Annotated in this window: 21 protein-coding genes, 1 tRNA gene and 1 riboswitch; of the genes, 8 read left to right on the top strand and 14 right to left on the bottom strand. The window is 45.8% G+C overall.

The features are described from left to right. Window positions 1-4: 4 nt before the first annotated feature. A complete protein-coding gene (locus B3N33_RS05960) occupies window positions 5-1,474 on the bottom strand; it encodes an ABC transporter substrate-binding protein (protein WP_292592487.1) in 1,470 nt (489 codons plus the stop codon). Window positions 1,475-1,956: 482 nt separating this feature from the next. Here B3N33_RS05960 and B3N33_RS05955 point away from each other — a divergent pair, with 482 nt between their 5' ends. Next, window positions 1,957-3,045, top strand: coding sequence for a serine hydrolase domain-containing protein (locus tag B3N33_RS05955; RefSeq protein WP_292592485.1), 1,089 nt, complete (start codon window positions 1,957-1,959; stop codon window positions 3,043-3,045). 114 nt (window positions 3,046-3,159) lie between these two features. Here the strand turns inward: B3N33_RS05955 and B3N33_RS05950 are convergent, their stop codons facing one another. Both B3N33_RS05950 and B3N33_RS05945 read right to left on the bottom strand, forming a co-directional pair. Continuing rightward, the gene (locus B3N33_RS05950; protein WP_292592483.1) at window positions 3,160-4,404 is read right to left on the bottom strand and encodes a hypothetical protein; all 1,245 of its coding nucleotides are present in this window, start codon (window positions 4,402-4,404) and stop codon (window positions 3,160-3,162) included. Window positions 4,405-4,443: 39 nt separating this feature from the next. Next, a complete protein-coding gene (locus B3N33_RS05945) occupies window positions 4,444-4,761 on the bottom strand; it encodes a hypothetical protein (RefSeq protein WP_292592481.1) in 318 nt (105 codons plus the stop codon). Window positions 4,762-5,494: 733 nt separating this feature from the next. Between B3N33_RS05945 and B3N33_RS05940 the strand changes: the two genes are divergently transcribed. Further along, a complete protein-coding gene (locus B3N33_RS05940; protein ID WP_214060877.1) occupies window positions 5,495-5,965 on the top strand; it encodes a YbaK/EbsC family protein in 471 nt (156 codons plus the stop codon). Here the strand turns inward: B3N33_RS05940 and B3N33_RS05935 are convergent. The 11 genes from B3N33_RS05935 to frr form a co-directional block, all read right to left on the bottom strand. Next, a complete protein-coding gene (locus tag B3N33_RS05935) occupies window positions 5,956-6,738 on the bottom strand; it encodes an ABC transporter ATP-binding protein (protein ID WP_292592478.1) in 783 nt (260 codons plus the stop codon). The genes B3N33_RS05940 and B3N33_RS05935 overlap by 10 nt on opposite strands. After that, complete coding sequence (locus B3N33_RS05930) at window positions 6,728-7,720, bottom strand: FecCD family ABC transporter permease (protein ID WP_292592476.1); 993 nt, start codon at window positions 7,718-7,720, stop codon at window positions 6,728-6,730. The genes B3N33_RS05935 and B3N33_RS05930 overlap by 11 nt, the downstream gene beginning before the upstream one ends. Next, a complete protein-coding gene (locus B3N33_RS05925; protein ID WP_292592503.1) occupies window positions 7,717-8,610 on the bottom strand; it encodes an ABC transporter substrate-binding protein in 894 nt (297 codons plus the stop codon). Before B3N33_RS05925 ends, B3N33_RS05930 begins: the two co-directional genes overlap by 4 nt. A 44-nt stretch (window positions 8,611-8,654) precedes the next feature. After that, a riboswitch (cobalamin riboswitch) is annotated at window positions 8,655-8,815 on the bottom strand. A gap of 2 nt (window positions 8,816-8,817) precedes the next feature. After that, on the bottom strand, window positions 8,818-9,333 hold the full coding sequence (locus tag B3N33_RS05920) for a hypothetical protein (RefSeq protein ID WP_292592474.1): 516 nt from the start codon (window positions 9,331-9,333) through the stop codon (window positions 8,818-8,820). Then, on the bottom strand, window positions 9,330-10,427 hold the full coding sequence (mutL, locus tag B3N33_RS05915; protein WP_422655899.1) for a DNA mismatch repair endonuclease MutL: 1,098 nt from the start codon (window positions 10,425-10,427) through the stop codon (window positions 9,330-9,332). The genes B3N33_RS05920 and mutL overlap by 4 nt, the downstream gene beginning before the upstream one ends. 163 nt (window positions 10,428-10,590) lie before the next feature. Further along, window positions 10,591-11,334: a 23S rRNA (guanosine(2251)-2'-O)-methyltransferase RlmB gene (gene rlmB, locus B3N33_RS05910; RefSeq protein ID WP_214079546.1), complete on the bottom strand. Its 744-nt coding sequence runs from the start codon at window positions 11,332-11,334 to the stop codon at window positions 10,591-10,593. Beyond that, complete coding sequence (locus B3N33_RS05905; RefSeq protein WP_214060986.1) at window positions 11,334-11,750, bottom strand: Mini-ribonuclease 3; 417 nt, start codon at window positions 11,748-11,750, stop codon at window positions 11,334-11,336. The genes rlmB and B3N33_RS05905 overlap by 1 nt, the downstream gene beginning before the upstream one ends. Further along, complete coding sequence (gene alaS / locus B3N33_RS05900; RefSeq protein WP_292592470.1) at window positions 11,737-14,346, bottom strand: alanine--tRNA ligase; 2,610 nt, start codon at window positions 14,344-14,346, stop codon at window positions 11,737-11,739. The genes B3N33_RS05905 and alaS overlap by 14 nt, the downstream gene beginning before the upstream one ends. 12 nt (window positions 14,347-14,358) lie before the next feature. Further along, the gene (locus B3N33_RS05895) at window positions 14,359-15,213 is read right to left on the bottom strand and encodes a phosphatidate cytidylyltransferase (RefSeq protein ID WP_214079544.1); all 855 of its coding nucleotides are present in this window, start codon (window positions 15,211-15,213) and stop codon (window positions 14,359-14,361) included. Next, window positions 15,213-15,896: a polyprenyl diphosphate synthase gene (uppS, locus tag B3N33_RS05890; RefSeq protein ID WP_214079543.1), complete on the bottom strand. Its 684-nt coding sequence runs from the start codon at window positions 15,894-15,896 to the stop codon at window positions 15,213-15,215. The genes B3N33_RS05895 and uppS overlap by 1 nt, the downstream gene beginning before the upstream one ends. After that, window positions 15,896-16,453 carry a ribosome recycling factor gene (gene frr, locus B3N33_RS05885; protein WP_180977903.1) on the bottom strand — a complete coding sequence of 186 codons (558 nt, stop codon included), beginning with the start codon at window positions 16,451-16,453 and terminating at the stop codon, window positions 15,896-15,898. The genes uppS and frr overlap by 1 nt, the downstream gene beginning before the upstream one ends. Before the next feature lie 154 nt (window positions 16,454-16,607). Between frr and yajC the strand changes: the two genes are divergently transcribed. The 6 genes from yajC to B3N33_RS05855 form a co-directional block, all read left to right on the top strand. Further along, on the top strand, window positions 16,608-16,997 hold the full coding sequence (yajC, locus tag B3N33_RS05880) for a preprotein translocase subunit YajC (RefSeq protein ID WP_214079542.1): 390 nt from the start codon (window positions 16,608-16,610) through the stop codon (window positions 16,995-16,997). A 99-nt stretch (window positions 16,998-17,096) separates the two neighbouring features. Next, window positions 17,097-18,569, top strand: a complete 1,473-nt coding sequence (gene secD, locus B3N33_RS05875; protein ID WP_292590694.1) for a protein translocase subunit SecD — start codon at window positions 17,097-17,099, stop codon at window positions 18,567-18,569. Next, entirely contained in the window at window positions 18,566-19,486 is a 921-nt protein-coding gene (gene secF / locus B3N33_RS05870) for a protein translocase subunit SecF (protein ID WP_214079540.1), read from the top strand. Before secD ends, secF begins: the two co-directional genes overlap by 4 nt. Window positions 19,487-19,540: 54 nt before the next feature. Continuing rightward, window positions 19,541-19,616 (top strand) — tRNA-Ala (locus B3N33_RS05865). 44 nt (window positions 19,617-19,660) lie between these two features. Continuing rightward, entirely contained in the window at window positions 19,661-20,563 is a 903-nt protein-coding gene (locus B3N33_RS05860) for a phospholipase D-like domain-containing protein (RefSeq protein WP_214079539.1), read from the top strand. Beyond that, the coding region (locus B3N33_RS05855) for a nitrilase-related carbon-nitrogen hydrolase (protein WP_292592466.1) at window positions 20,560-21,035 on the top strand (476 nt) is incomplete at its 3' end. The genes B3N33_RS05860 and B3N33_RS05855, both read left to right, overlap by 4 nt.

Here is a 21,035-nt window from a genome sequence, read left to right as displayed (position 1 = left end):
CTCCCTAACGGTAATAAAGAGTTGACATATCCTGTACGTACAGTGGATAGACCTTGTACCCAAATAGATTAGGAGCAAGTGCCACAAAGAAGTGGGGATCCATTATGTAAACTGCCGCAGCGTCTTCTGTGAGGATTATCTGTGCCTGCTTAAATAGAGAGGCCTTCTCTTCAATGTCCGTTTTTTCAATGGCCATTTTGACCACTCGATCGTATTCGATGTTGAAGTAGTTGTAAAAGTTTCTCGGATAATCGGAAACGTACCGTCTCAAAATATCGTATGCGCTTAGTTTCCCAGTGAGACCAATTATTGTCATTTCGTACTCTCTTGACGTATAGACCTTGTCCAGCCATACGCTCCATTCTACCAGCTCTATTTCGGCTTCTATGCCAACTCTCTTAAGCTGTTCGACAATTATCTGGGCTGTATCTATGTGAAACTGATAGTTCGAAGGTACTGTGATCTTTGTGCTGAAACCGTCGGGATACCCTGCCTCAGAAAGAAGCTGTCTTGACCTTACCAAACTGGTTTCATAGTAATCCTCAAGACCCTCCTGATGATACATGCTCATTATCGGCGACATGTTTGAACCGAGCTTCGTCCCGTAACCGCCAGCCACGATTTCTATAATCTCGTCCTTGTCCACTGCATGGTTAATCGCCCTCCTGACTCTAATGTCGTCGAAGGGGCTGACTGCATGGTTCATTGCCATCAACTGGACCATGTTTTGCTCTGCAGTAATTAAGTTGAATCGATTACCCAGAACCATTGCCTGAATTGCATCGAGTCTTGGAAGTATCTGAACGTCTCCGGCCATGAAACTCATGATAGCAGCCTGGTTGTCGGGGATTATTCTGAATTCGACTTCGTCCACTATAGGCAGCTCGGGATTCCAGTATTCGTCGAATTTCTCTATTACAAGCCTCTGACCCGGCTGATACTTGACGAATTTGAACGGGCCCGTTCCTATCGGGTTGACTTCATGGTTGTCATTATTTGCGGGAATTATCGCGATGATGAACTTCTCGAGAAAGTCGGTGTTCAAGGTACTGAGTTCCACCTTTATTGTCTTTTCATCTACCGCTTCGATCTTCGAAACGAATTTTTCGAAGTCTGATGAAAGGCCCCTTTCCTGATTGTTTCCTTTCAGCCTGTTGAGAGAGTACAGAACATCGTCAACTGTGACCTCAAATCCGTTATGGAACTTCACACCGCTTCTTAACGTAAAAGTATAGGTCAGGCCGTCCTCCGATATATGGTAACTCTCGGCCACAGCCGGAACAACACTTCCATTCGAGTCGGGTTTGAGGAGACCCTCAAATACGTTGAACATCATCTCGTAAGTGCCCGAGGCAGCCGCTCTATGTGGATCAAGAAAGTCGGGATCCTGCATCACTGCGACCACGATTTTTTGAGACAGCAAACTGGTCAAAGAAATAATAGAAAGCATTATTATCAAGAGAATCTTTCTCATTTCATTCCTCCTTAAACAAATCTTGTCAGTAACCTCTCCGGTGTAGCCGTCGGATATGCTTCGATCATTGCGTCCTCGACATTTGTTATTTTAATCTTTATGGCTGCAGAGACCTAATGCTGCTTTCAAAGTGAGACATTTGAAATAGATTTGCCAACCGTTGTATTTCAACTATAGTCTAACGCAGATGATTTCATTCTGCTCATTGAAGCGATAATCGATATGAACTCATGACTGTGCAGAAAGACTCTCTCTTTGAGCCACCAGGTAACTGAAGAGCTTCTTGGAGATTCGATAAAATTCATTCAAAGCCGGTGACAGTGAAAGATCGTTTCGATGGGAAGACTGTGGATATCAATTCCGGCAGGTGAATTCAGAACGACGAGCAATTCGCATGGTTAATCCAGAATCCATCTCAGTGTTGCAGAAGTGAGTTATCATTGATCACGGTCTCCACAAACTCTCTCAACTGGAGGTGCCTTTTGTTCAGAAGACTGGCTACTGTAGTGTTATCTGTTATATCTCTTTCTTTTCTTCTATTTGCCAATCCCATAGATGAAGTAATGAATAAGAGTATCGCGTTTGAAGGCTTTTGGGGAACCGTTCTTGTCTCAAGAGGAGATGCAATCTTGCACGCAGCAGGATACGGAATGGCAGACATTGAAAGGAATATCCCCAACACTCCTGAAAAGAAGTTCAGAATTGCATCGATTACCAAGCAGTTTACCGCAGCTGCAGTTCTTAGGCTACTGGAAGAGGGGACAATATCTCTTTCAGATTCTGTTGCAAAATTCATTCCCGAATTCCCTAACGGAGAGAGAATCCTTATTCATCAGATGCTTAATCATTCTTCAGGAATTCCAACAATGATTAACACGTTAGAACTTCTTGAAGAAGTCAAGAAATTTGAGGAGGATAGAACTCTTCAAGAAGCCGAAATCGCTTACATCTCCTCTCTGCCTCTGAGATTTGAACCTGGAAGCAGCTTTCTCTACAGCAACAGCGCGTATTTCCTTCTCAGCGTCATCATAGAAAGGGCAAGCGGGAAGCGCTATGATGATTATCTGAGAACGAACTTCTTCGAACCACTGGGAATGAATAATACCGGTTACGATTACAATGAATACGATAGCGGATGGGGTCTTCCTTACTACTGTGATTCCTATGTTATAGATCTCTCTAGCGTAAGACCTGCTGATTGGGTCGATAGAAGGCTTCCTGGCGGAGCGGGGGGGTTATACTCCACTGTGTATGATCTGTATCTGTGGGACAGAGCGCTTTCCTCCGGAGAAGTGCTTTCAGAAAGCTCCTTAAGACTAATGGAGAGTCCAACGAATGAACTCTTCGAGGCAGGCTATGGAGTCTTTATCGGTAACGAGTTTATAGATGGCGAGTACAGAAAAGTTGTTTATCACGATGGAGACACGAAGGGTACCTCGACTAGAATAAATCGGTATGTCGACGACGACATCTTTGTGGTGGTGCTGAGCAACATCGAGGGAAGGGATTTCACCGCGCTCGCGCACGAACTGGCGAAAGCCGTGATAGTGAACGGTATGGGAACGGATTGACTCGACGGGTTGAACGTTCTTGTGCCGGAAGGTGAAATCAAGAGAACCGCTCTCATTCATTTGAAGAGCGGCTCTCCGTTTTGCTGAGAGTTCAATTCGCCAATGGTCTGATCTTCAATTGATTTTGTACAGAGCTTCTACGGTCTTTTTTATGTCGGAGTAATTGAGCATCAACTTTCTGTTCTGCGGCCGGTTAGTGTTGAGGCTTGCCTCGTTGACCCAGTAACTGTCCAGTTCAACGATAACGCCCTTCGAATCGACGATGAAAACCCTCTCCTCGCCTGGGAAGCCGTAGAAATCAACCAAGGCTCTTTCGTCTCTCAAATAGATATTTTCCAACAGCGCCGCTTCTGGTTCAGCTTGCTCCTTTCCTGTGAGTACCCATAGGACCTTCAGATCTGTGTGCCTTTGGGCTAGATCGATGATTCCGTCCAATCTATACCTTTCGAAAGCGCTCAGAGAACTGCAGTCGCAATCGGTGTAGACTGGTTCGACGACTGTCGCAGGAGAGACTTTGCTGAGAACGATCAGGCTGGGAGACCGCTCGAAAAAGGCCGCATTAAGACTTGGATCCGTCTGGAGAACTCCGGGAATCGGAAGAGATTCTCCCTTGAGAAATCTCGGTTTCTCCGTGAGAGCGTCCCCGGTCTCCTCAAAGGAGACCGTTTTCCCGTCTTCGGAAACCTCGCAGAGTCTGTATGCCTTGCCGTTCAAAGAGAAGACTTCCCCATGCAGGAAAATCTCATAAGAGTCATGGATTAGAGCTATTTCGCCGTCGCCGTCCGTATCGACTCCGAAGTAAACCTGGTCGGTATAGTAAAAACCTTTGGGGTCGAGCGTGAAGAGTTTGATCTTTCTCGGGCCGTCTTCGGCCCAGACTAACCCCTCCATGTGTTCGTACAAACAGTATCGGATCTCCAGCTCGCGAGTAAACCCCGTCTTTCTGGCTAACAGTTTGACAGATCTTGATTCCCAATAACCATCGAGTTCGTAAAAGACTTTGACTCTGGTAATCCACTCGTAGGTCGTTGTGTCTTGGTGGGTCTCCTTGAAGTCCGGTGCGATCGTTGGGTCGTCTAGCACATTGCCATTGTTGTTGGCGTCGATCCATAGGAGGGGGATCTCTCCGGGTATGAGCGCGAATACTATCGGCTTGGCGCCGAGCTCGAGAAGGCCGTACTTCAACCCTTTTATAGATGGAGTTTCCAGAGTGTCAGGTTTTGATTCGCCTAGCGGAACGAGCGTCATTTCGTTTCCGGCCATCCATGGAATCTGTTGAGTCAAGTAGCCTGTAAGGCCGGCGGCAAAGGTAGTGACGAAACACAGAGAAAGTATTAGAAAAAGCATTGTCCTTTTCACAAAATCACCTCCAGTTATCTGTGACATTTCGGAGAAAATTTATGAGTCGGAACAGGCATACGAGGACTCGTAAGTGAAGCAACAGCCTTCATAAGGCCCGGTGTTTATGAAACAACCGACCGAACCTTCAACCTCTCCGATGCCGGAAAAATCACCGCTGGAACTGCAGGACTGAACGAGAAAGTAAACGACGTAACAATCGAGATAGAGATGTACTGTTACGGCCAGTGGATTTCCGTTGCCATCGAAGTTCGCCGCTCTACCCGTTAGTACGCAGTCGTATTCCTGATCGCCCCGAAAACAGCTTCCGTAGCATCTGATGATATAACAACCCGGAAGTTCGATGCGCGTCTCCATTTATTGAACTTGATCGTTTGCGAAAGAGACTGAGAAAAGAAAACAGAGCAGAAGTAGAATCACCGTAAGCCTCATAATACCGCCTCCAATGATTGAATTTGGATAGGGCACTTGAGCATGTACACCAATAGTATACCACAATACTATATGGTAACGCCGGCAATAAATAGTTGTTATAAACACATTTCGTGATATTGGAAAAACATTACTAATCAGGCGGTGAAGGCGATCAGGAAACCGAACTTTTCACTTGAGACGGTCGGAAAGAGTTTATCAGCTAATTTTTTTGCGGAGTTCTGTATGGCGCCAGCCATTGATTATTGGAAGAGGCTGGATTGTCGCATTGAAGGGGATTGACGTTGACTTAAACTCAAGGTTGTGACGATCTGCCTAAAGAGTCAATAGAAAATATGCGATTCTACAGGCATTGTTGGTTTTTTTTTCGAGAGTGGGCCGGTATTGATGGAGAGAGTGAAAATGAGCTTAAAAAAGCTCTCGCTTGCGACTGTAAATAAGAGTATTCGTGTATCGCATCCATATGATTTTTTTCGATTTCTTAATTGAAGTAATGGAATGATATTTGAATAGAGAAATTTCGCAGAAGGAGTGGACACTTTTAATTTAAGCGAAAGCTTCTTCCTTAAGGATTTTCATCTCTGCTTTCGCAATAAGTGATCGAGTTCACTTCTGGGCTCGTGGTATCATAGTTCAATTCCCTTCCCGGAGGTGTACGATGATCCCAGAAAAGGTGCTTGCAATACTGAAGGCCAACGACCTAAAGTTCTACGAATTTCCCGAAGGAACTACACCCACAGCCACGACGGCTGCGCAGATGTTGAAGGTGAAAGTCGGTCAAATAGCAAAGTCGATTCTCTTCACTTGCAAGAGTGGAAGAGCTTATCTTGTGGTCTGCCCCGGTGATAGAAAGGTTTCACCCTCGAAGCTCAAGATTATAGCCGGGGAGAAACCTCGCCTGGCCGATGAGACCCTAACGCTTAGAGTGACAGGTTTCTCGCCAGGTGGCGTTTGTCCCTATGGACTTTCAGGAGTCAAGATCATTGTCGATCAGTCTCTTCAACAGTATGATACTGTTTTTCCTGCTGCGGGGACTTCCGGTTCCGCTGTCGAGACTAATTTCGAAGAACTTGTAAGGATAACTGGTGCCGAGGCAGCCGATGTCAGCAATCCCATGTCTCAATCGTAGAACACTACCAGTGGCAGCCCGCTGACCGGGTTTTGAATGATTTTTGATTTAAGGCCGTAAACCTGCCTAATGATTTCCGGAGTAACGACATCCCAGGCCTTGCCTGAAGTAATCACTCTTCCATTATTGATGAATAAGAGCGTGTCTGAAATCTCTACCGCCTGATTTATATCGTGAAAGATCGCTATTGCACTTAGTCCCTTAGCGCGGACGAGATCAGTCGCGATTTTTCCAACTCTTCTTGCGTGCCCCGGATCTAGATGAGTTGTGAACTCGTCCATAAGAAGTATCTTTCCTTCCTGGGCAAGAGCCTTTGCGATTATTGCACGCTGTTTCTCGCCTCCGCTGAGGGTACTGAAGGGGCGATCCTTGAATCCGTATACTTCCGTAAGCCTCATCGATTCGTCAATTATCATGTAATCCTCATTTGTTAAGTTTCCCAGTCCCTTCAAATGTGGGTTTCTTCCAAACGAAACAATAGTCTCAACTTTCAGATCGAATGACGGTTCGAAGCTCTGTGGTATGTAAGATACTATTCTTGCCAGTTTTTTTGTTGAGAGACCGTGAAGATCTTCTCCCGTGATTTTCACAAGTCCGTTCCAGTTCTTTCTAATTCCACAGATTACACCCATCAGAGTTGATTTTCCACTCCCGTTTGGTCCCAGTATTCCAAGCACTTCCCCGTGCTTGAGTTCCAGATCGATTCCACTCAGAACCTCTTCCTTTCCATAACTGAAATGCAGATCTCTTACCTGTATTGGATCAACCATCATTAGCCACTTCCCTGCTTCTTAGAAGGTATATGAAGACGGGAGCGCCTACCAGGGCAGTCACTGCACCGATTGGGAGTTCCGTGGGTTGAAATAGCGTTCTCGCAATGGTATCGCAGACCACCAGAAAAACCCCGCCGAACATTGCAGTTGCAGGAAGGTTCAGCTTGCTGTCAGTGCCAAAGGCAAGCCTAACCATGTGGGGTATAACAAGTCCCACAAAACCAATCAAACCGGCTGTTGCGACTGCAACTGCCGAAACGATTGATACGGTGAAGAATACGAGGAACTTTATGCGCTCCGGGTGGACTCCGACGGTTATGGCGTGTTCTTCTCCGGCTGCCATTATTATCATTCTTCGGCGAATTATCGTGAACAAAGCATATTGAAGAATAATTATCGGAAGCAGTCTGAAAAAATCATCCCAGGTAACACCCGAAAGAGAACCGAGAGACCAGAAATGCAAGGTAATAACATTTCGCCAGGCAAATACGACAAGAAAAGTCACCGCCGCGTTGAAAAGAAAGGAGACTATTACTCCGGAAAGAACAAGTGTTGTTATAGGGATTCTCCCTCCTCTCCGGGAGATCGTATAGGTCAGGAATGAAGAAAACAAGGCAAAGACAAAAGCAAGGAGATCCATGTTCAGCGATATTCTGCCAACATCTCTCAAGAACAAAGACAAAACAGCTCCAAAGGAGGCCCCCGCCGATATGCCGATAATATATGGGTCTGCAAGGGGATTCTTCAGAGTAAGTTGAAGTCCATTTCCACTTACCGCCAACCCTGAGCCGATCAGGAAAGCCACTAATAATCTCGGCAGTCTGAGATTCACGTAGATACTGGAAGCTGGTTCCGAAGAGTCTCCAAGAAATATGCCGAAAATCTCATTCAACGAATAATTGACTGTTCCGAAACTCGAGAGCCACAGCATCCCAAGTACGGATGCTGTGGAGAAAAACGCGAAAAGTGCAGCGCGTTTCAATAGAAGAATTCCTTCAACGTCTTCACGAGGTCTACAAAATCGGGGTTTGCATATGCGGTTAGGCCGTCGTAAAGCGGGTAGACTCGGTTATTCTTCACTGCAGGAAGATCTGCAAAGGGTTTGTAAGAAGTTATCATTTTTACCGCCTCTTCCTGACCGCCTTCGTAATAGTATGGCACAAGAATTATGTCCGGCTGGGAGTTAAGAACGAATTCAGGACTGACGGGAAACCATCCGTTATTTCCGCTGTAAGGTGCTCCGATGTTTGCCCCACCGGCATATGCGATCGCCTGGTTAACGAAAGATCCCGTTCCGCAAGTCCAGATATCGCTTACCTCACCGACTATCATTATGTACACAACTTTGGGCTTCTCACTCTGTGGAACATTATAGGAGTCTTTTGCGATTTCAAGAACCTCATCTCTGAAGTTCGTCGCCGTTATCCTTCCTTTGTCAGGTATGCCGAACAAATTGCCAACAACCATTAGATTCCTGTAGATATCCTCGAAAGAGTTCGGATTCATTACGAAGGCAGAGATCCCGATCTTCTCGAGCTTGGCAACTTCCGCCTCTTGAAAGCCACCAGAGATCATTACCAGATCAGGACCAAGAGAGAGAATCTTCTCAAGGTTGAGAGGAACGAGATTGCCTATTTTCTCCACTTCATTCGATAAGGCATACGGGTCCCAGTCAGTCACTCCTACGATCCTGGATGATACACCCAGAACTTCGAGATATCTGGTGATCGCAGGAGAAGCTATGACAACCCTATCGGGGGGATTGTCAATCGCCACGAGTCTTCCAAGATCATCCACGATTTCAAATGCAAGTGACAGAACACAGAACAGTACCATAAAGCCGACTGCAAAAAACCTCTTCAAAAAACTCACCTCTTCTGCAAGGAATTTCACCACCCCTCTGCCTCGGAAGGATGGTGATATCTGAGCCTCACACAGGTCTCCTGACTTGCGGATCAATCTACTGTCTGCGCCTTCCCGGTTGCCCAGTGGCATGTGCAGAGTTCGTACCGCTTACAGTGGCGGGACCGTACCGGATTCACACCGGTTTCCCTTGATGTGAAGCATTGTTTCTGAGAGCTATCTGGAGAAGTATCTGTCCAGATCCTCCAGCCTTATTACCATGGATATCGGTCTTCCATGGGGGCATACAAGAAGATTCTTCTCCTTCAACTCTTCAAAAAGAACTTCAGCCTGCCCTATGTCAAGTCTGTTTCCAGTCCTTACTGCCGCTTTACACGCTATAGAGGCCAAAAGATTATCGAAAACCCTCTCGGGAGTTTCAAGACCTTCCAACCTCATCTCGTCTAGAATTTCCTCGAGTGTATCTATTGCACCCTCCGTCTTAATGACTTGAGGAATGGATACCATTATTATTTTATCATTGCCGAAATTGAAAGTGAACCCAAGTTTCTTCAACGCTTCCTCTCTCGCGATAATCAGATCCATTTTGGACCTCTCGAGATTCAGCTCAAGCGGCATGAGAAGATTCTGAGGGGAGATCTTCTTGCTTTCTTTTAGAGCCTCGAAAATGATCCGCTCATGAGCGGCATGCTGATCGATCAACAAGAGACCGTCCTCGGATTCCGCAATCAAATACCGTTCTCCGAAGACACCAATGANNTTGCTTTTACTCCCCCGCTCTTTTCTTTGGTTGCTGATTGTTCGCGCTCTTCAGCAGGAGTAAATGATCTGAAAAGCTGACGATCTAGTCTGGACTTCGCATAAGTGTCGCTCGCACTGTTATCAAAGACTCTCTGGTCCCTCCAGGAGTGTTTTATTCCGCGATCCCTTATTAAATGCTCCTGATCAATGTCTGAGATCTCTCTCCGTTCAACCGATCTTCCGGCGGCGCTCTCTTCGCTATGAACCACATCGATTGTGAAATGACCGGCGCCTTTAACGGCAGACCGTACAGCCCTCTTCACCTGATCCAGAACGGATGAAGTAGACGCAAATTTCACTTCGAGCTTCTGTGGATGGATGTTAACATCGACTTCGTGAGGATCGATATCGATAAAGAGAACTGCAAAAGGAAAATTCCCCTTTTGAAGAGTCTCTCCGTAACCCCTCTCGAGAGCATAATTCAGTTCGAATTGCCTAACATATCTGCCGTTCACGAAGATGTTTTCACCCATTCTATTCTTTCTTGTGCGATTTGGAAGTGTAACAAAACCCCGTATCTTTATTTCTGCCGAGCTTTCCAAAACTGGTATCAAGTCTTTTTCAGAAAGCCCTGGATAGATAAGTGCAGCTCTGGCCTCGACCGATTCAAGGCCCCTTGTATCGAATATCACTTGAGAATCCCGAGAATAAGTGAAATCGATCTTATCAAATGCGAGTATGAACCTCTGAACCATCTCAGTTACCATTCGGCCTTCAATTGAAGCGGATTTCAAGAACTTCCTTCTGGCGGGCGTGTTATAGAGAAGATCGTAGACTTCGACCGCAGTTCCATTTGAACCGCTGAGAGGTTTCTCTCCTATGATATCGCCTCCGGCAATGTCGAGAGCCACCCCAAGTTCCTCTGTATCTGAGACGGTTGACAGCCGCATGCGCGACACCGAGGCTATCGTTGAAAGGGCCTCTCCCCGGAAGCCGAATGTGAGAAGAGTATCGAGATCATCTATGGAGACAATCTTGCTGGTAGTATGAGGCAGAATAGCAACGCTTGCTTCTTCTCTGGTCATCCCTCTTCCGTTGTCTCTTACCATTATGTATTCTTTTCCGCCCGATTTGATCTCNNTTTTCCACCAGTTCTTTCACTACGGAAAAGCATCCCGTTACGACTTCACCTGCGGCAATCTTTCTAACAACATCGGACGACAGTTCGCGTATTCTCATTAGTTTTGTTCACGCTCCTCGTACGGCGAGCTGGCGTCGTCTGTCGAATAAGATAATAGCCGCAGCGGCAGCGACATTCAGTGAATCTACCGTTCGCTCCATGGGAATCGAAATGAGAACGTCGCTTCTCTCTTTCACCAACCGCCTGACTCCTTTTCCCTCATTTCCGAAGATTATCGCCGATTTGTCAGAATATTCGTTTTCGTAATAAGGGATTCCGTCCATATCTGAAGCGTATATCCAGAATCCTCTTTCTTTGAGAGATTTCTCAAATTGCGCCATATTGACTATCTTGATTACCGGGATACTAAAGGCAAGTCCTGCAGAGACCTTTACGACTGCCGGAGTAATTTCTGCAGAGTTGCTCGAAGTGATTGCAATGGCATCGGCCCCGACCGCAACCGAAGTCCTGATAATCGCTCCAAGATTATGTGGGTCCTGGATCTGGTCTAAAAGCACAATGGTTGCTGTGTTCTGTTTTTCAAGAATATCGAGCATTTTTTCGGAATCCACGTATGAGAACTCCTTGAGATCAATCACCACTCCCTGGTGCTTCTTCTCTCGGCAGAGATTTGCGAGTTTTTCCGGGGGCATCTCTTCTATTTTAAACCCCTTAGCTTTCGCTTCATTGGCAAGTTCTAGCAACTGAGAATCGACATTCTTCTGATTGGTAAAGAGTATTCGTTTGATTCTTAATAGTGACGAGTCGATTCCAAGCAGTTCTTTCAGAACATTTCTGCCATGGAGATACATTAAATCACCCTTTCGAGCAGATCTTTTATCCTTTTGACTCTTCCCTCAAGGAATAGATGACCAATAAGGACCTCGAGAGCGGTAGCCATTCTATAATCCTCGTCGTCCCCATGTTTTTTCGAGCCTCTTGAATTGTAACCCCGTCTGACGATCTTCCTCTCCTCTTCATCGAGAAGTCCTTCGATTTCTTCGAGAGCCTTTTTCTGACCAGGAGCGCTTACATAGTCTTTCACAATATCGTGCTGATGACCTGCCCTCCGATGCGCCTGCGGGAGAGTCTTCAATCTGAAGTAAAGAGTGTACACTGCATCTCCCACAAAGGCAAGACTGTCAAGGGAAAGCTTGTCGGGAGCGGCTGAGACGGCAAAGAGGCTGCCTAAGGAGGCATCGTCAAACTCATTATTAAAGGTATTCATCGATCCTGTCTATGATGGCTTCCAATTTTGAAACATCCTTTCCACCTGCCTGGGCGAAGTCTGGCCTGCCTCCTCCTCCTCCTCCCAGGTCGTGGGCTATCTTCTTTGCGATTTCTCCTGCCTTGAACCTGTCAGTAAGTTTCTTCTCGACCTTCACGACGAAAGAAACAGAATCTTCCAGTTCATTGAAGATAATAACTATGCCGCCATTTTCCTTGCTGAGGAGGACATCTGCACCGTTTCTCAAAGCGCTGGACGGCGCGTTCTCTACTCTTCTGATAAGCAGATTGACGCCTTTGGCCGTCATTCTCTTATCTTTCATTAGTGCATCGCCAGAAAGTAGCTTCTCTTTTAATCTGACAATCTCCTGGCCGCCCGACCTTAGTTCGTCGAGTATGCCCTGAAGCCGCTGAATTATTACATCCTCAGGAACTTCAAGTACTTCTCTGATTGTCTTCTGTCTGTTGAAAAGATTGCGGAAATATTCGAGCGAAGTGGTTCCGGTTATTGCCTCAATTCTCCTTGTTCCGGCCGCTACGGAGGTCTCCGAAAGAATCTTGAAGAGGCCGATTTCTCCGGTGTTGTTTACATGAGTTCCTCCGCACAGTTCTCTGCTGAATCCCTCTACAGTGATTACTCGAACCTTGTCGCCGTACTTTTCTTCAAAGAGGGCCATTACGTCTTCACCCTTTATTTCATCGAAGCTCTTCTCTGCCTTTTCGACTGGTTTTGCTTTGAGGATCTCTTCGTTAACCATGTTCTCCACTTTATTTATCTCATCGGTTGACAAAGACTGGAAGTGTGAGAAATCGAAGCGCAATCTGTCAGGTAGAACCAGTGAACCAGACTGATGAATGTGGCCTCCTATGATTTTTCTGAGAGCTGCGTGCAGCAAGTGAGTGGCAGTGTGATTTCTCATTATTGCTTTTCTTCGGTCTGTATCTACAGTTAGCCTGGCTTGATCCTTCACCCGCAGGGTTCCTTCTTCGACTGAAATTCTGTGGACTATCATCTCTTGATAAGGAATGAACACACTCTCAACTCTAGCCAGTGCTGTCTCGGTCTCGATAAGCCCGGTGTCCGTTACCTGCCCGCCTCTTTCGGGATAGAAGGGAGTCTTTTCAAGGATGACGTCTCCAGTCTCTCCTTCTTCAAGGACTTCCACTGCATCGCCGTCCTTTAAAATCGCGACTATGGTCGATCTGTCTTCAAGTCTCGAGTAACCTGTGAATTTTGAATTGCCAGTCGTTGGAAAGATACTGGAGTAGACCTCGATGTTTCCCAGATATTTCCTGTCTCCCAGCGCCTCTCTTGCCCTCTCCCTTTGCAACTTCATTTCTCTTTCATAACCTTCTTTGTCTAGTGTAACACCGGTATCTGCAACGATCTCTTCGACAAGTTCCAATGGAAATCCATAAGTGTCGTGAAGAATGAACAACTCGGAGCCAGACAGTTCCTTCTTATCTACTAGAATTGATTTAAGCCTCTTCTCGCCGTTCAGCAGCGTTGAAAGAAATCTCTCCTCCTCTTTCATTATGATTTCCTGCGTAAACGAAAGCCGGTTTTTTAGCTCTGGGTATACGTTTCCCATCTGTTCAGCGACCGTCTCCACTATTCTGTAAAGAAATGGAGAATCGTAGCCAAGTAAAGAACTGTGCCTCACAGCCCTCCTTAGGACTCTCCTGAGCACGTAACCCCTTCCCTCATTGGAAGGTAAGACTCCGTCGGAAACCATGAATGCAATTGATCTCGCATGATCTGCGATAACTTTGATCGAGACATCGGAGATTTCCTTCTCCTTGTACTTGACTCCCAGAAGCTCTTCTATCTTCCTGATTATGGGTATGAACAGATCAGTATCGAAGTTTGAGTCGACATTCTGAAGAATCGAGGCAGCTCGTTCAAGCCCGAATCCGGTATCGATATTCTTTCTTTCTAGATAGGAGAGATTTCCTTCCTCATCCTGGTTGAACTCAGTAAATACAAGATTCCAGAATTCAAGGAATCTTCCGCAGTCACAAGCAGGACTGCAGTTTTCGGGATCAGGGCAGTTGTTTCCGTAACCTCTGTCTATGAAAATCTCTGAATCAGGTCCACAAGGACCCGAAGGGCCGGCTGGTCCCCACCAATTATCCGCCTTCCCAAGCCTAACAATCTTCTTCTCGGGGACTCCGACTTCATCTCTCCATATTGAGAACGCTTCATCGTCATCTAGGTAAATCGAAACCCATAGGAGCTCATCCGGTAGAGCCAAATGCTCCGTAACGAACTCCCAGCCCCACTTTATTGCTTCTCTCTTAAAATAATCTCCAAACGAGAAGTTTCCAAGCATTTCAAAAAAAGTCTGATGTCTGGGAGTTCTACCAACATTTTCGATATCGTTGGTTCTCACACACTTTTGACAAGTTGTGACTCTCTTGTATGTGGCTTCGACTTTTCCCCAGAAGATTGGTTTGAAAGGAACCATACCGGCAACAGTGAACATCAGTTGTGGATCGTTAGGGATAAGAGAAGCACTCTGTATTCTTTTGTGGTCCTTCGATTCAAAGAAGTTGAGATAACTCTCCCTTATCTCAGCTCCGGTCATGAATTTCATTGGTTAGCCCCCTTAAGTCAAAAGAGTAAGGAATATATAGAACATGGGTGTTACAAAAAGAACACCATCTATTCGATCTAGCATACCACCATGGCCGGGAAGTAGATTACCGGAATCTTTAACGCCGTGATACCTCTTGAAAGACGACTCCACAATGTCTCCGATAGTGCCAAATACGGATACAACAACCGCCAGAACCATGAAATGGGGTATCCCGAGATCGGGTCCGTTGTAGAGTCCTACGAGCTTACTCATAGAGACGAAAAGCAGCATGAAGAGAAGCGTGGTCACATATCCTCCGATTACACCTTCGAGACTTTTCTTAGGGCTATAACTTGGAGATATTCTGATCCGACCGAAGCGTTTACCTATGAAATAAGCTCCCGTGTCGAAGAGCCACACCGATGTGAGAGCCATCAAGGCCATTGAAGAACCAAATCCTAGATAGATGTGATAGAAAAACGCTAAATCGAAACCAACATAGATTAATGAGAACACAGAATTGGCAATAATCTCTTTGGCACTTCTAACATCGGACACTGTTACTATCACCACAGACGCAAGTGCAATTACCCCCACTGCGAAAATCAGTTCAGGTCTCGGAGTAAAAGTTTCAACATCGTTGAACCTGTCAAGCAGTATCCCGTATATTACGATTATTGCAGGAATCATACCTGACAGGGCAATTCTAACTGTCTGATGATTACTGTCCTTCAGGCTGAACTTCAAGTATTCGTAGTTCGAAAAGAGAACAACGGCAGATACCAGACCAATGAAGGAGTAGTAATTTGCGAAACAGAGAACCACGAAAGGTGCCACAACTGCAGCCGTAACTATTCTGATATTTGTCTCCGAGATCTTCTTCATCAGCTCAATGCACCAAACCTTCGCTTGCGTTTAGAGTACTCATCCAATATCCTCTCAAATTCCTCTTTCTCGAAATCAGGCCACAAGGTTCTTGTGAAGAAGAGCTCACTGTAAACCGACTGCCAGGTTAAGAAGTTGCTTATTCTCTTTTCCCCAGAAGTCCTTATTATCAGGTCTGGTTCAGGCACATCGGGGAGATACAAGTTCTCTTCTATATCCTCTTCAGAAACCCTATCCTTTCCGCTCTCAATAACTCTGTTGACTGAATCGACAATCTCTGCCCTTCCTCCATAATTCAAAGCAACTATAACATTCAGTTTCCTGCACAGTGAAGTTTTCTTCTCGATTTCTTTTGTGAACTCGTTGAGTTTCTGAGGGAGTTCATTCAATCTTCCAATGAAGCGCATCCTCACTCCCTCTTCCAGCATACTGCCGAGCTTGCTGCTTATGTAAATGAGCATCAGTTGGAAAAGAAAATCTATTTCTTGCCTGGGTCGTCTCCAGTTTTCCGTTGAGAATGCATAGAGAGTTACATAACTAATACCGAGATCGGCACACCAATGAGAGGCGGAGTCTGCAATTTCTGCCCCCTTCTTGTGCCCCTCAATTCTCTCGAGTCCTCTCCTCTGAGCCCAACGGCCGTTTCCATCCATTATGAAAGCAACGTGAACGGGAAGGGGCATTAAAACTCCATGATCTCCTTGCTCTTCTTCTCGAAAGCCTTGTCCATTTCTTCTATGTACTTGTTCGTAAGTTCCTGAATATCCTCCTCAAATTTCTTCAGGTCATCTTCGGTCATTTCAGAAGCCTTCTCAAGATCTCTAGCTTCCTTTATCGCGTCCCTTCGAATGTTTCGAATCGCTATTTTACCCTTTTCCGAATTGTCTCTTGCGAGCTTCACCCATTTTTCTCTCTGTTCCGTTGTCGGTATAGGGAAATTCAGCTTAATGTTTGCTCCATCATTAATTGGTGTAAGGTCTAGTTTTGACGCAAAGATGGCCTTTTCAATCTGACTGAGAACGGTCTTATCCCAAGGCTTAATAATCAGTGATCTTTCTTCAGTCACGGTGATTGTCGCCATCTGATTGATCGGAGTAAGGACCCCGTAATAATCGACTTTTACAGACTCAAGAAGGGCAGGAGAAGGTCTACCCGTTCTCATCTGACCGTACTCTTCAACGATCTTTTCAACACTTTTTTTCATTCTGCTTTCGGCATCTTTTAGCAGGCTATTCATGATCTTCCTCCCTTTCTTCCATTCGTCAACGGAATTATATCATGTAAGACTTTTCGTATTATCAGCGACTGAACTCCAAAAAGGCTTGTTAGTTGAATTGGATAGTCTATTCTGGTAAAATCATACAGGTGCTCTAACCATGACAGGAGGTATGTAAATGTTTTCAATCCTTAGTTTCATAGCATATGCCCCGGCCGGAGATGTAGCGGCTCCTTCGGCGGATCCTGGGGCTTCAACCGGGGGCTTTTCGGGGATTATTATCTGGCTAGTCCTTATGGTTGCCTTCTTCTACTTCTTGATAATTATGCCTCAGAGAAAGAGGGATAAGCAGTTCAAGCAGATGATGGAGAAGCTTAAGGTTGGTGATAAAGTCGTCACGGCCGGCGGAATAATCGGGAAGATTACCATGATAAAACCGGATAGTCTCAGGATCAGGACCGGCACCGGTACGGAACTGGACGTCACAAGAAAGGCGATCGCCGTTGTAGTGAACAAGGGCGAGAATGAAAAGGAAGAAGTAGAACCCGATGTAAACGTTAAGCAGTAATAGTTTCAGTTATATTCGTAGATATTGGAAGGGGGTGTCTGTCCGAGTCTTTCGGGCAAAGTCCGTATGAGAGCAAACCAAAAACGCTTGATCGTCACCATGGTGGTGTTGATTGCAGCATTACTCCCGCTGTTAATACCACATGGTAGTGCGCCAGCCGATAGCAGCTTCCTCGACAAATTAGCTGCAAACATCAAGTTAGGGCTTGATATAAAGGGTGGAGCTCTTCTTGAGTACCAGATGGTTACCGATGTGTCAGATTCAGAAATGAATGCCCTTGCAGACAGGGTTATTGAAGTCTTAAGGGCAAGGCTAGACGCTGCAGGATTCACAGAGGCAACCGTAGAAAAAGTGACCACAGGAATCTCATTTGGCGAGGATATTCCGCCGGTAAGAGTTAGAGTCCAAATTCCTGGAATTACTGACGTTTCGAGAGCGGAGAATCTTGTTGGGAAGACAGGTAAACTCTACTTTGCCGATGTTCTTGCTATCGAGACCTCGGTTTCTACGCCCTCGATCCCTGCAGGTATGTCCCTAGAGATTAGCAGGAGGAAACTTCAGGGAGCCGAACCTTACTGGGTTAAGGAGCTTCACTACGGGGAGTATGTTGGCGGAGTACAGAACAATACCTGGTACTTTATCAGTCCAATGATTAGCGTAGGTTCAAGTTATGCCGAACTAGACGGAAGTGTAGTCACCGATGCCAAGGCTCTCGTCAATAATCAACCGAGACCCGGCCAGGGACGTTTCATGGTTTCTTTGAAGTTCAGTTCAGACGGTGCCCGAACCTTCAGGGACATCACTTCTGTGAAGTCCACATATGCCGATTCAGACATCAAGAAGAGACTTGCCATAGTACTGGATGACAGGGTGATTATAGCTCCGCTTGTTCAGTCTCAAATCTCTGATGGTAACGCAGTTATCGAAGGTTTGAATTCGATTGAAGAGGCTAGAGAAGTGTCGATTTTGGTCGGAAGTGGAAACCTTCCAGTCGATCTTGCATCCTTTAATAAGAGGGTTCTCTCTCCTACTCTCGGCAGAGATATAATCAACTCAAGTCTTTGGGCCGGAGTGGCTGGAATAGTGATAATTATGATCTACATGGTTGTCTTCTACAAGAAGATGGGTCTTGTTGCAGATCTCGCCTTGCTGTACAATGCGGTGCTTCTCTTTGGAATGATATCCCTTACAGGTTCGATTCTCACGTTGCCTGGAATAGCCGGTATTGTTCTTACCATCGGAATGACGGTCGATGGAAATGTGCTGATCTTTGAGAGGATAAAGGAAGAGCTAAGACTGGGCAAGACGCCAGAGAACGCTATAGACTCGGCATTTTCGAAAGTTGTATGGACTATCTTTGACGCGAACCTCACCACAATTCTTGCCGGACTAGTTCTCTTCTACTTTGGAACGGGTACAGTGAAGGGATTCGCTATTACTTTGATAATCGGAGTTATTGGCGCCATGTTCACAAACATCGTTGTGTCGAGAGCGGTGTTGACTGGAATGTCGGGAAGCTTGAAGCCTCATCACTATGTCGAAGTTGAAACGGAAGGGAGAGATGCAAGATGACCTTCAAAGCTGACTTTGTTGGAAAAAGAAAGTACTTCATTGCTCTTTCCCTTGTACTGATTCTTGTTTCACTTGTCTTCATCTTTACCAAGGGCTTCAATTTCGGAGTGGATTTCACTGGTGGAATTGAAATCAGCGTATCCGTTCCCGATATTGACATGACCGTAGCGGAGATGCGAGAGCTCCTCAGTGCAGAGGACCCAAGCTTTGCCGCAGCTAGAATCATTAAACAGAGTCCTTTGATTGAAGAAGGTTCTTCCGAACAAAGAAGCAGATTCTCGATAATCGTTAACACTAGCGAAAGCGACGAATCGGTGACATCAAGGATCCTGGCCGGTCTTGAGAGCGAGGGAGTAACGGAGAGTAATATTCTATCTGTTAGTACAATCTCCGGTTATGCAGCTCAGGAAATCAGAGGGTATGCCTGGATTGCAGTCATCGTGTCGATGGCTCTTCTGTTGTTGTATATAACAATTAGATTCAAGTTTTCATTCGGAGTTGGCGCGATTGCTACTCTGATACATGATGTGATTATCGTAATGGGTTTCTACAGTATTTTCGGAATTGAATTCAATGCACCGGTAGTAGCATCTCTTCTTACGCTTGTTGGATACTCTTTGAATGACACTATCGTAGTCTACGATAGAATCAGAGAAAACACCAAGAAGATGAGAGGCAAGACAATAGAGACAGTAGTCAACACAAGCATCAACGATGTGATAGTCAGGTCTATCAATACCTCTTTGACGACGTTCCTTGCGGTTCTAACGCTCTTCATATTCTCCGGAGAGGTTCTGAGACCATTTGCATTTGGAATGCTGGTTGGTGTGGTAGTTGGAACATACTCCTCTCTTTACATCTCCAGTCCGGTGGTTATCGAATGGCTCAAGCGAGCCGAGAACAGAAAGCATGCTTGATCGTTGTCTACCTCTTGAAATGTGAAACCTGGTAGAGTATAATTTTTCTTGAGTGGGGACGTAGCGCAGTTGGGAGCGCGATACAATGGCATTGTATAGGCCGAGGGTTCGAATCCCTTCGTCTCCACCAGGCGGGGAACGTGAGTTCTCCGCTTTTTTGTTATGGTGATTTGTATGAAGAGATTTTTTCTGGCGGTTGTTATTTTATTGGTTGCTGTGACTCTTCCCACGGTTTTCTTCACCGATGACGGGAGAGCCGTTGAAAGGATAGTTGAAATACTGGAAAGAGCGCAGGAAGAAGTGGTTCTTGTAAGTTATTCCCTTGACGAGCAGGAGGTGATTGACTGCCTCAACCGCCTATACATCAAAGGTCTCAATGTCTCGGTTGTGATTGACAATTCCACTGTTTCGAGAACCTTCGCGAAGTCTCCTCAGTTTAAGGTTATGACTGACACAACCGCGGCGCTCGTTCATTCGAAATTCATCGTTGTTGATAGTCAAATAGTGGTCTTCGGAACAGGAAACTTCACCGAGGGTAGCCTCAGAGAGGACTCAAATAGCTTCATCATGATTGAGTCGGAAAGCCTTGCCTTGCTGTTTCTTGATTACTACAAGGCGATTTTGACTGGAGACTCAAGAGGAGTGACAAGCGTCGGAAATATGACCCTATTTCTCTGCCCTTCTGAAGAAGCGCGCAAGAGAGTAATCAAGGAGTTGATGAGTGCCAAAGAGGAGATCCGATTCGCCATGTTCGCTTTTACAGATCCCAAAATTCTCGCAGCTTTGAAGTTCTGTGCTTCAAAAGGGGTTAGGGTTTTTGGGATGGTTGACAGCTGGAACGAAGATTCTCCGCTCAAAGACTATCTCACTACCGGAATGGAGGTATCACGTGGTCTTTCCATAACTATTCACGATAAAACGTTCGTGATAGATCGAAACATAGTGATTACGGGATCGGCCAACGCATCACTTAGCGGATGGGGAAAAAATCGCGAGATAGTTGTTATAATCGAGTCTAGGGACGTTGCAAATCAATTCATAAGCCATTTCGAATACGTCAGGGAGGTCTCGAAATGATAGTCAGGACGGCGCTTGCTCAGATAAACACGACGGTTGGGGATCTTGATGGAAACAAAAGGAAGATAATCGAAGCGATCGACAGGGCGACAGCGCTTGATTCAGGAATTGTTCTATTCCCTGAGCTTACGATAACCGGTTATCCGCCTGAGGACCTCTTGCTGAATACAGGGTTTCTAAGAGAGAATTTCGCTGTGCTCAAAGAAATCGCGGGTCAAACGGCCAGAAGCAAAGCAATGATCGTTTTGGGATTTGTTGACTTCGTCAATGAGATCTATAACGCGGCAGCAATTCTCCAGAGAGGGGAAATCAAATCAGTCTATCGAAAGATGAGTTTGCCCAATTACTCTGTGTTTGACGAGAGAAGATACTTCTCTCCAGGAGCACACCCGCTTCTCGTTAGATTTGGCGAAGCAAAGATTGGGATCAATGTTTGCGAGGACCTCTGGGTGCCGTCTGGCCCAATAAATGA

Origin of the sequence: Mesotoga sp. UBA5825, assembly GCF_002432955.1 — a bacterium.
In the GTDB taxonomy this organism is placed as follows: domain Bacteria; phylum Thermotogota; class Thermotogae; order Petrotogales; family Kosmotogaceae; genus Mesotoga.
The sequence above is the reverse complement of the archived record's forward strand: the minus strand, read 5'-3'. Positions and strand labels throughout refer to the sequence as shown.

What these genes read in the sequence shown, in the direction of transcription:
- B3N33_RS05945 (WP_292592481.1), bottom strand. Translation starts at nt 4,761, where the DNA reads ATGGAGACGCGCATCGAACTTCCGGGTTGTTATATCATCAGATGCTAC.
- yajC (WP_214079542.1), top strand. Translation starts at nt 16,608, where the DNA reads ATGTTTTCAATCCTTAGTTTCATAGCATATGCCCCGGCCGGAGATGTA.
- B3N33_RS05960 (WP_292592487.1), bottom strand. Translation starts at nt 1,474, where the DNA reads ATGAGAAAGATTCTCTTGATAATAATGCTTTCTATTATTTCTTTGACC.
- secD (WP_292590694.1), top strand. Translation starts at nt 17,097, where the DNA reads ATGGTGGTGTTGATTGCAGCATTACTCCCGCTGTTAATACCACATGGT.
- alaS (WP_292592470.1), bottom strand. Translation starts at nt 14,346, where the DNA reads ATGAAATTCATGACCGGAGCTGAGATAAGGGAGAGTTATCTCAACTTC.
- secF (WP_214079540.1), top strand. Translation starts at nt 18,566, where the DNA reads ATGACCTTCAAAGCTGACTTTGTTGGAAAAAGAAAGTACTTCATTGCT.
- B3N33_RS05935 (WP_292592478.1), bottom strand. Translation starts at nt 6,738, where the DNA reads ATGATGGTTGATCCAATACAGGTAAGAGATCTGCATTTCAGTTATGGA.
- B3N33_RS05895 (WP_214079544.1), bottom strand. Translation starts at nt 15,213, where the DNA reads ATGAAGAAGATCTCGGAGACAAATATCAGAATAGTTACGGCTGCAGTT.
- B3N33_RS05940 (WP_214060877.1), top strand. Translation starts at nt 5,495, where the DNA reads ATGATCCCAGAAAAGGTGCTTGCAATACTGAAGGCCAACGACCTAAAG.
- B3N33_RS05905 (WP_214060986.1), bottom strand. Translation starts at nt 11,750, where the DNA reads ATGAATACCTTTAATAATGAGTTTGACGATGCCTCCTTAGGCAGCCTC.
- B3N33_RS05860 (WP_214079539.1), top strand. Translation starts at nt 19,661, where the DNA reads ATGAAGAGATTTTTTCTGGCGGTTGTTATTTTATTGGTTGCTGTGACT.
- uppS (WP_214079543.1), bottom strand. Translation starts at nt 15,896, where the DNA reads ATGCCCCTTCCCGTTCACGTTGCTTTCATAATGGATGGAAACGGCCGT.
- rlmB (WP_214079546.1), bottom strand. Translation starts at nt 11,334, where the DNA reads ATGTATCTCCATGGCAGAAATGTTCTGAAAGAACTGCTTGGAATCGAC.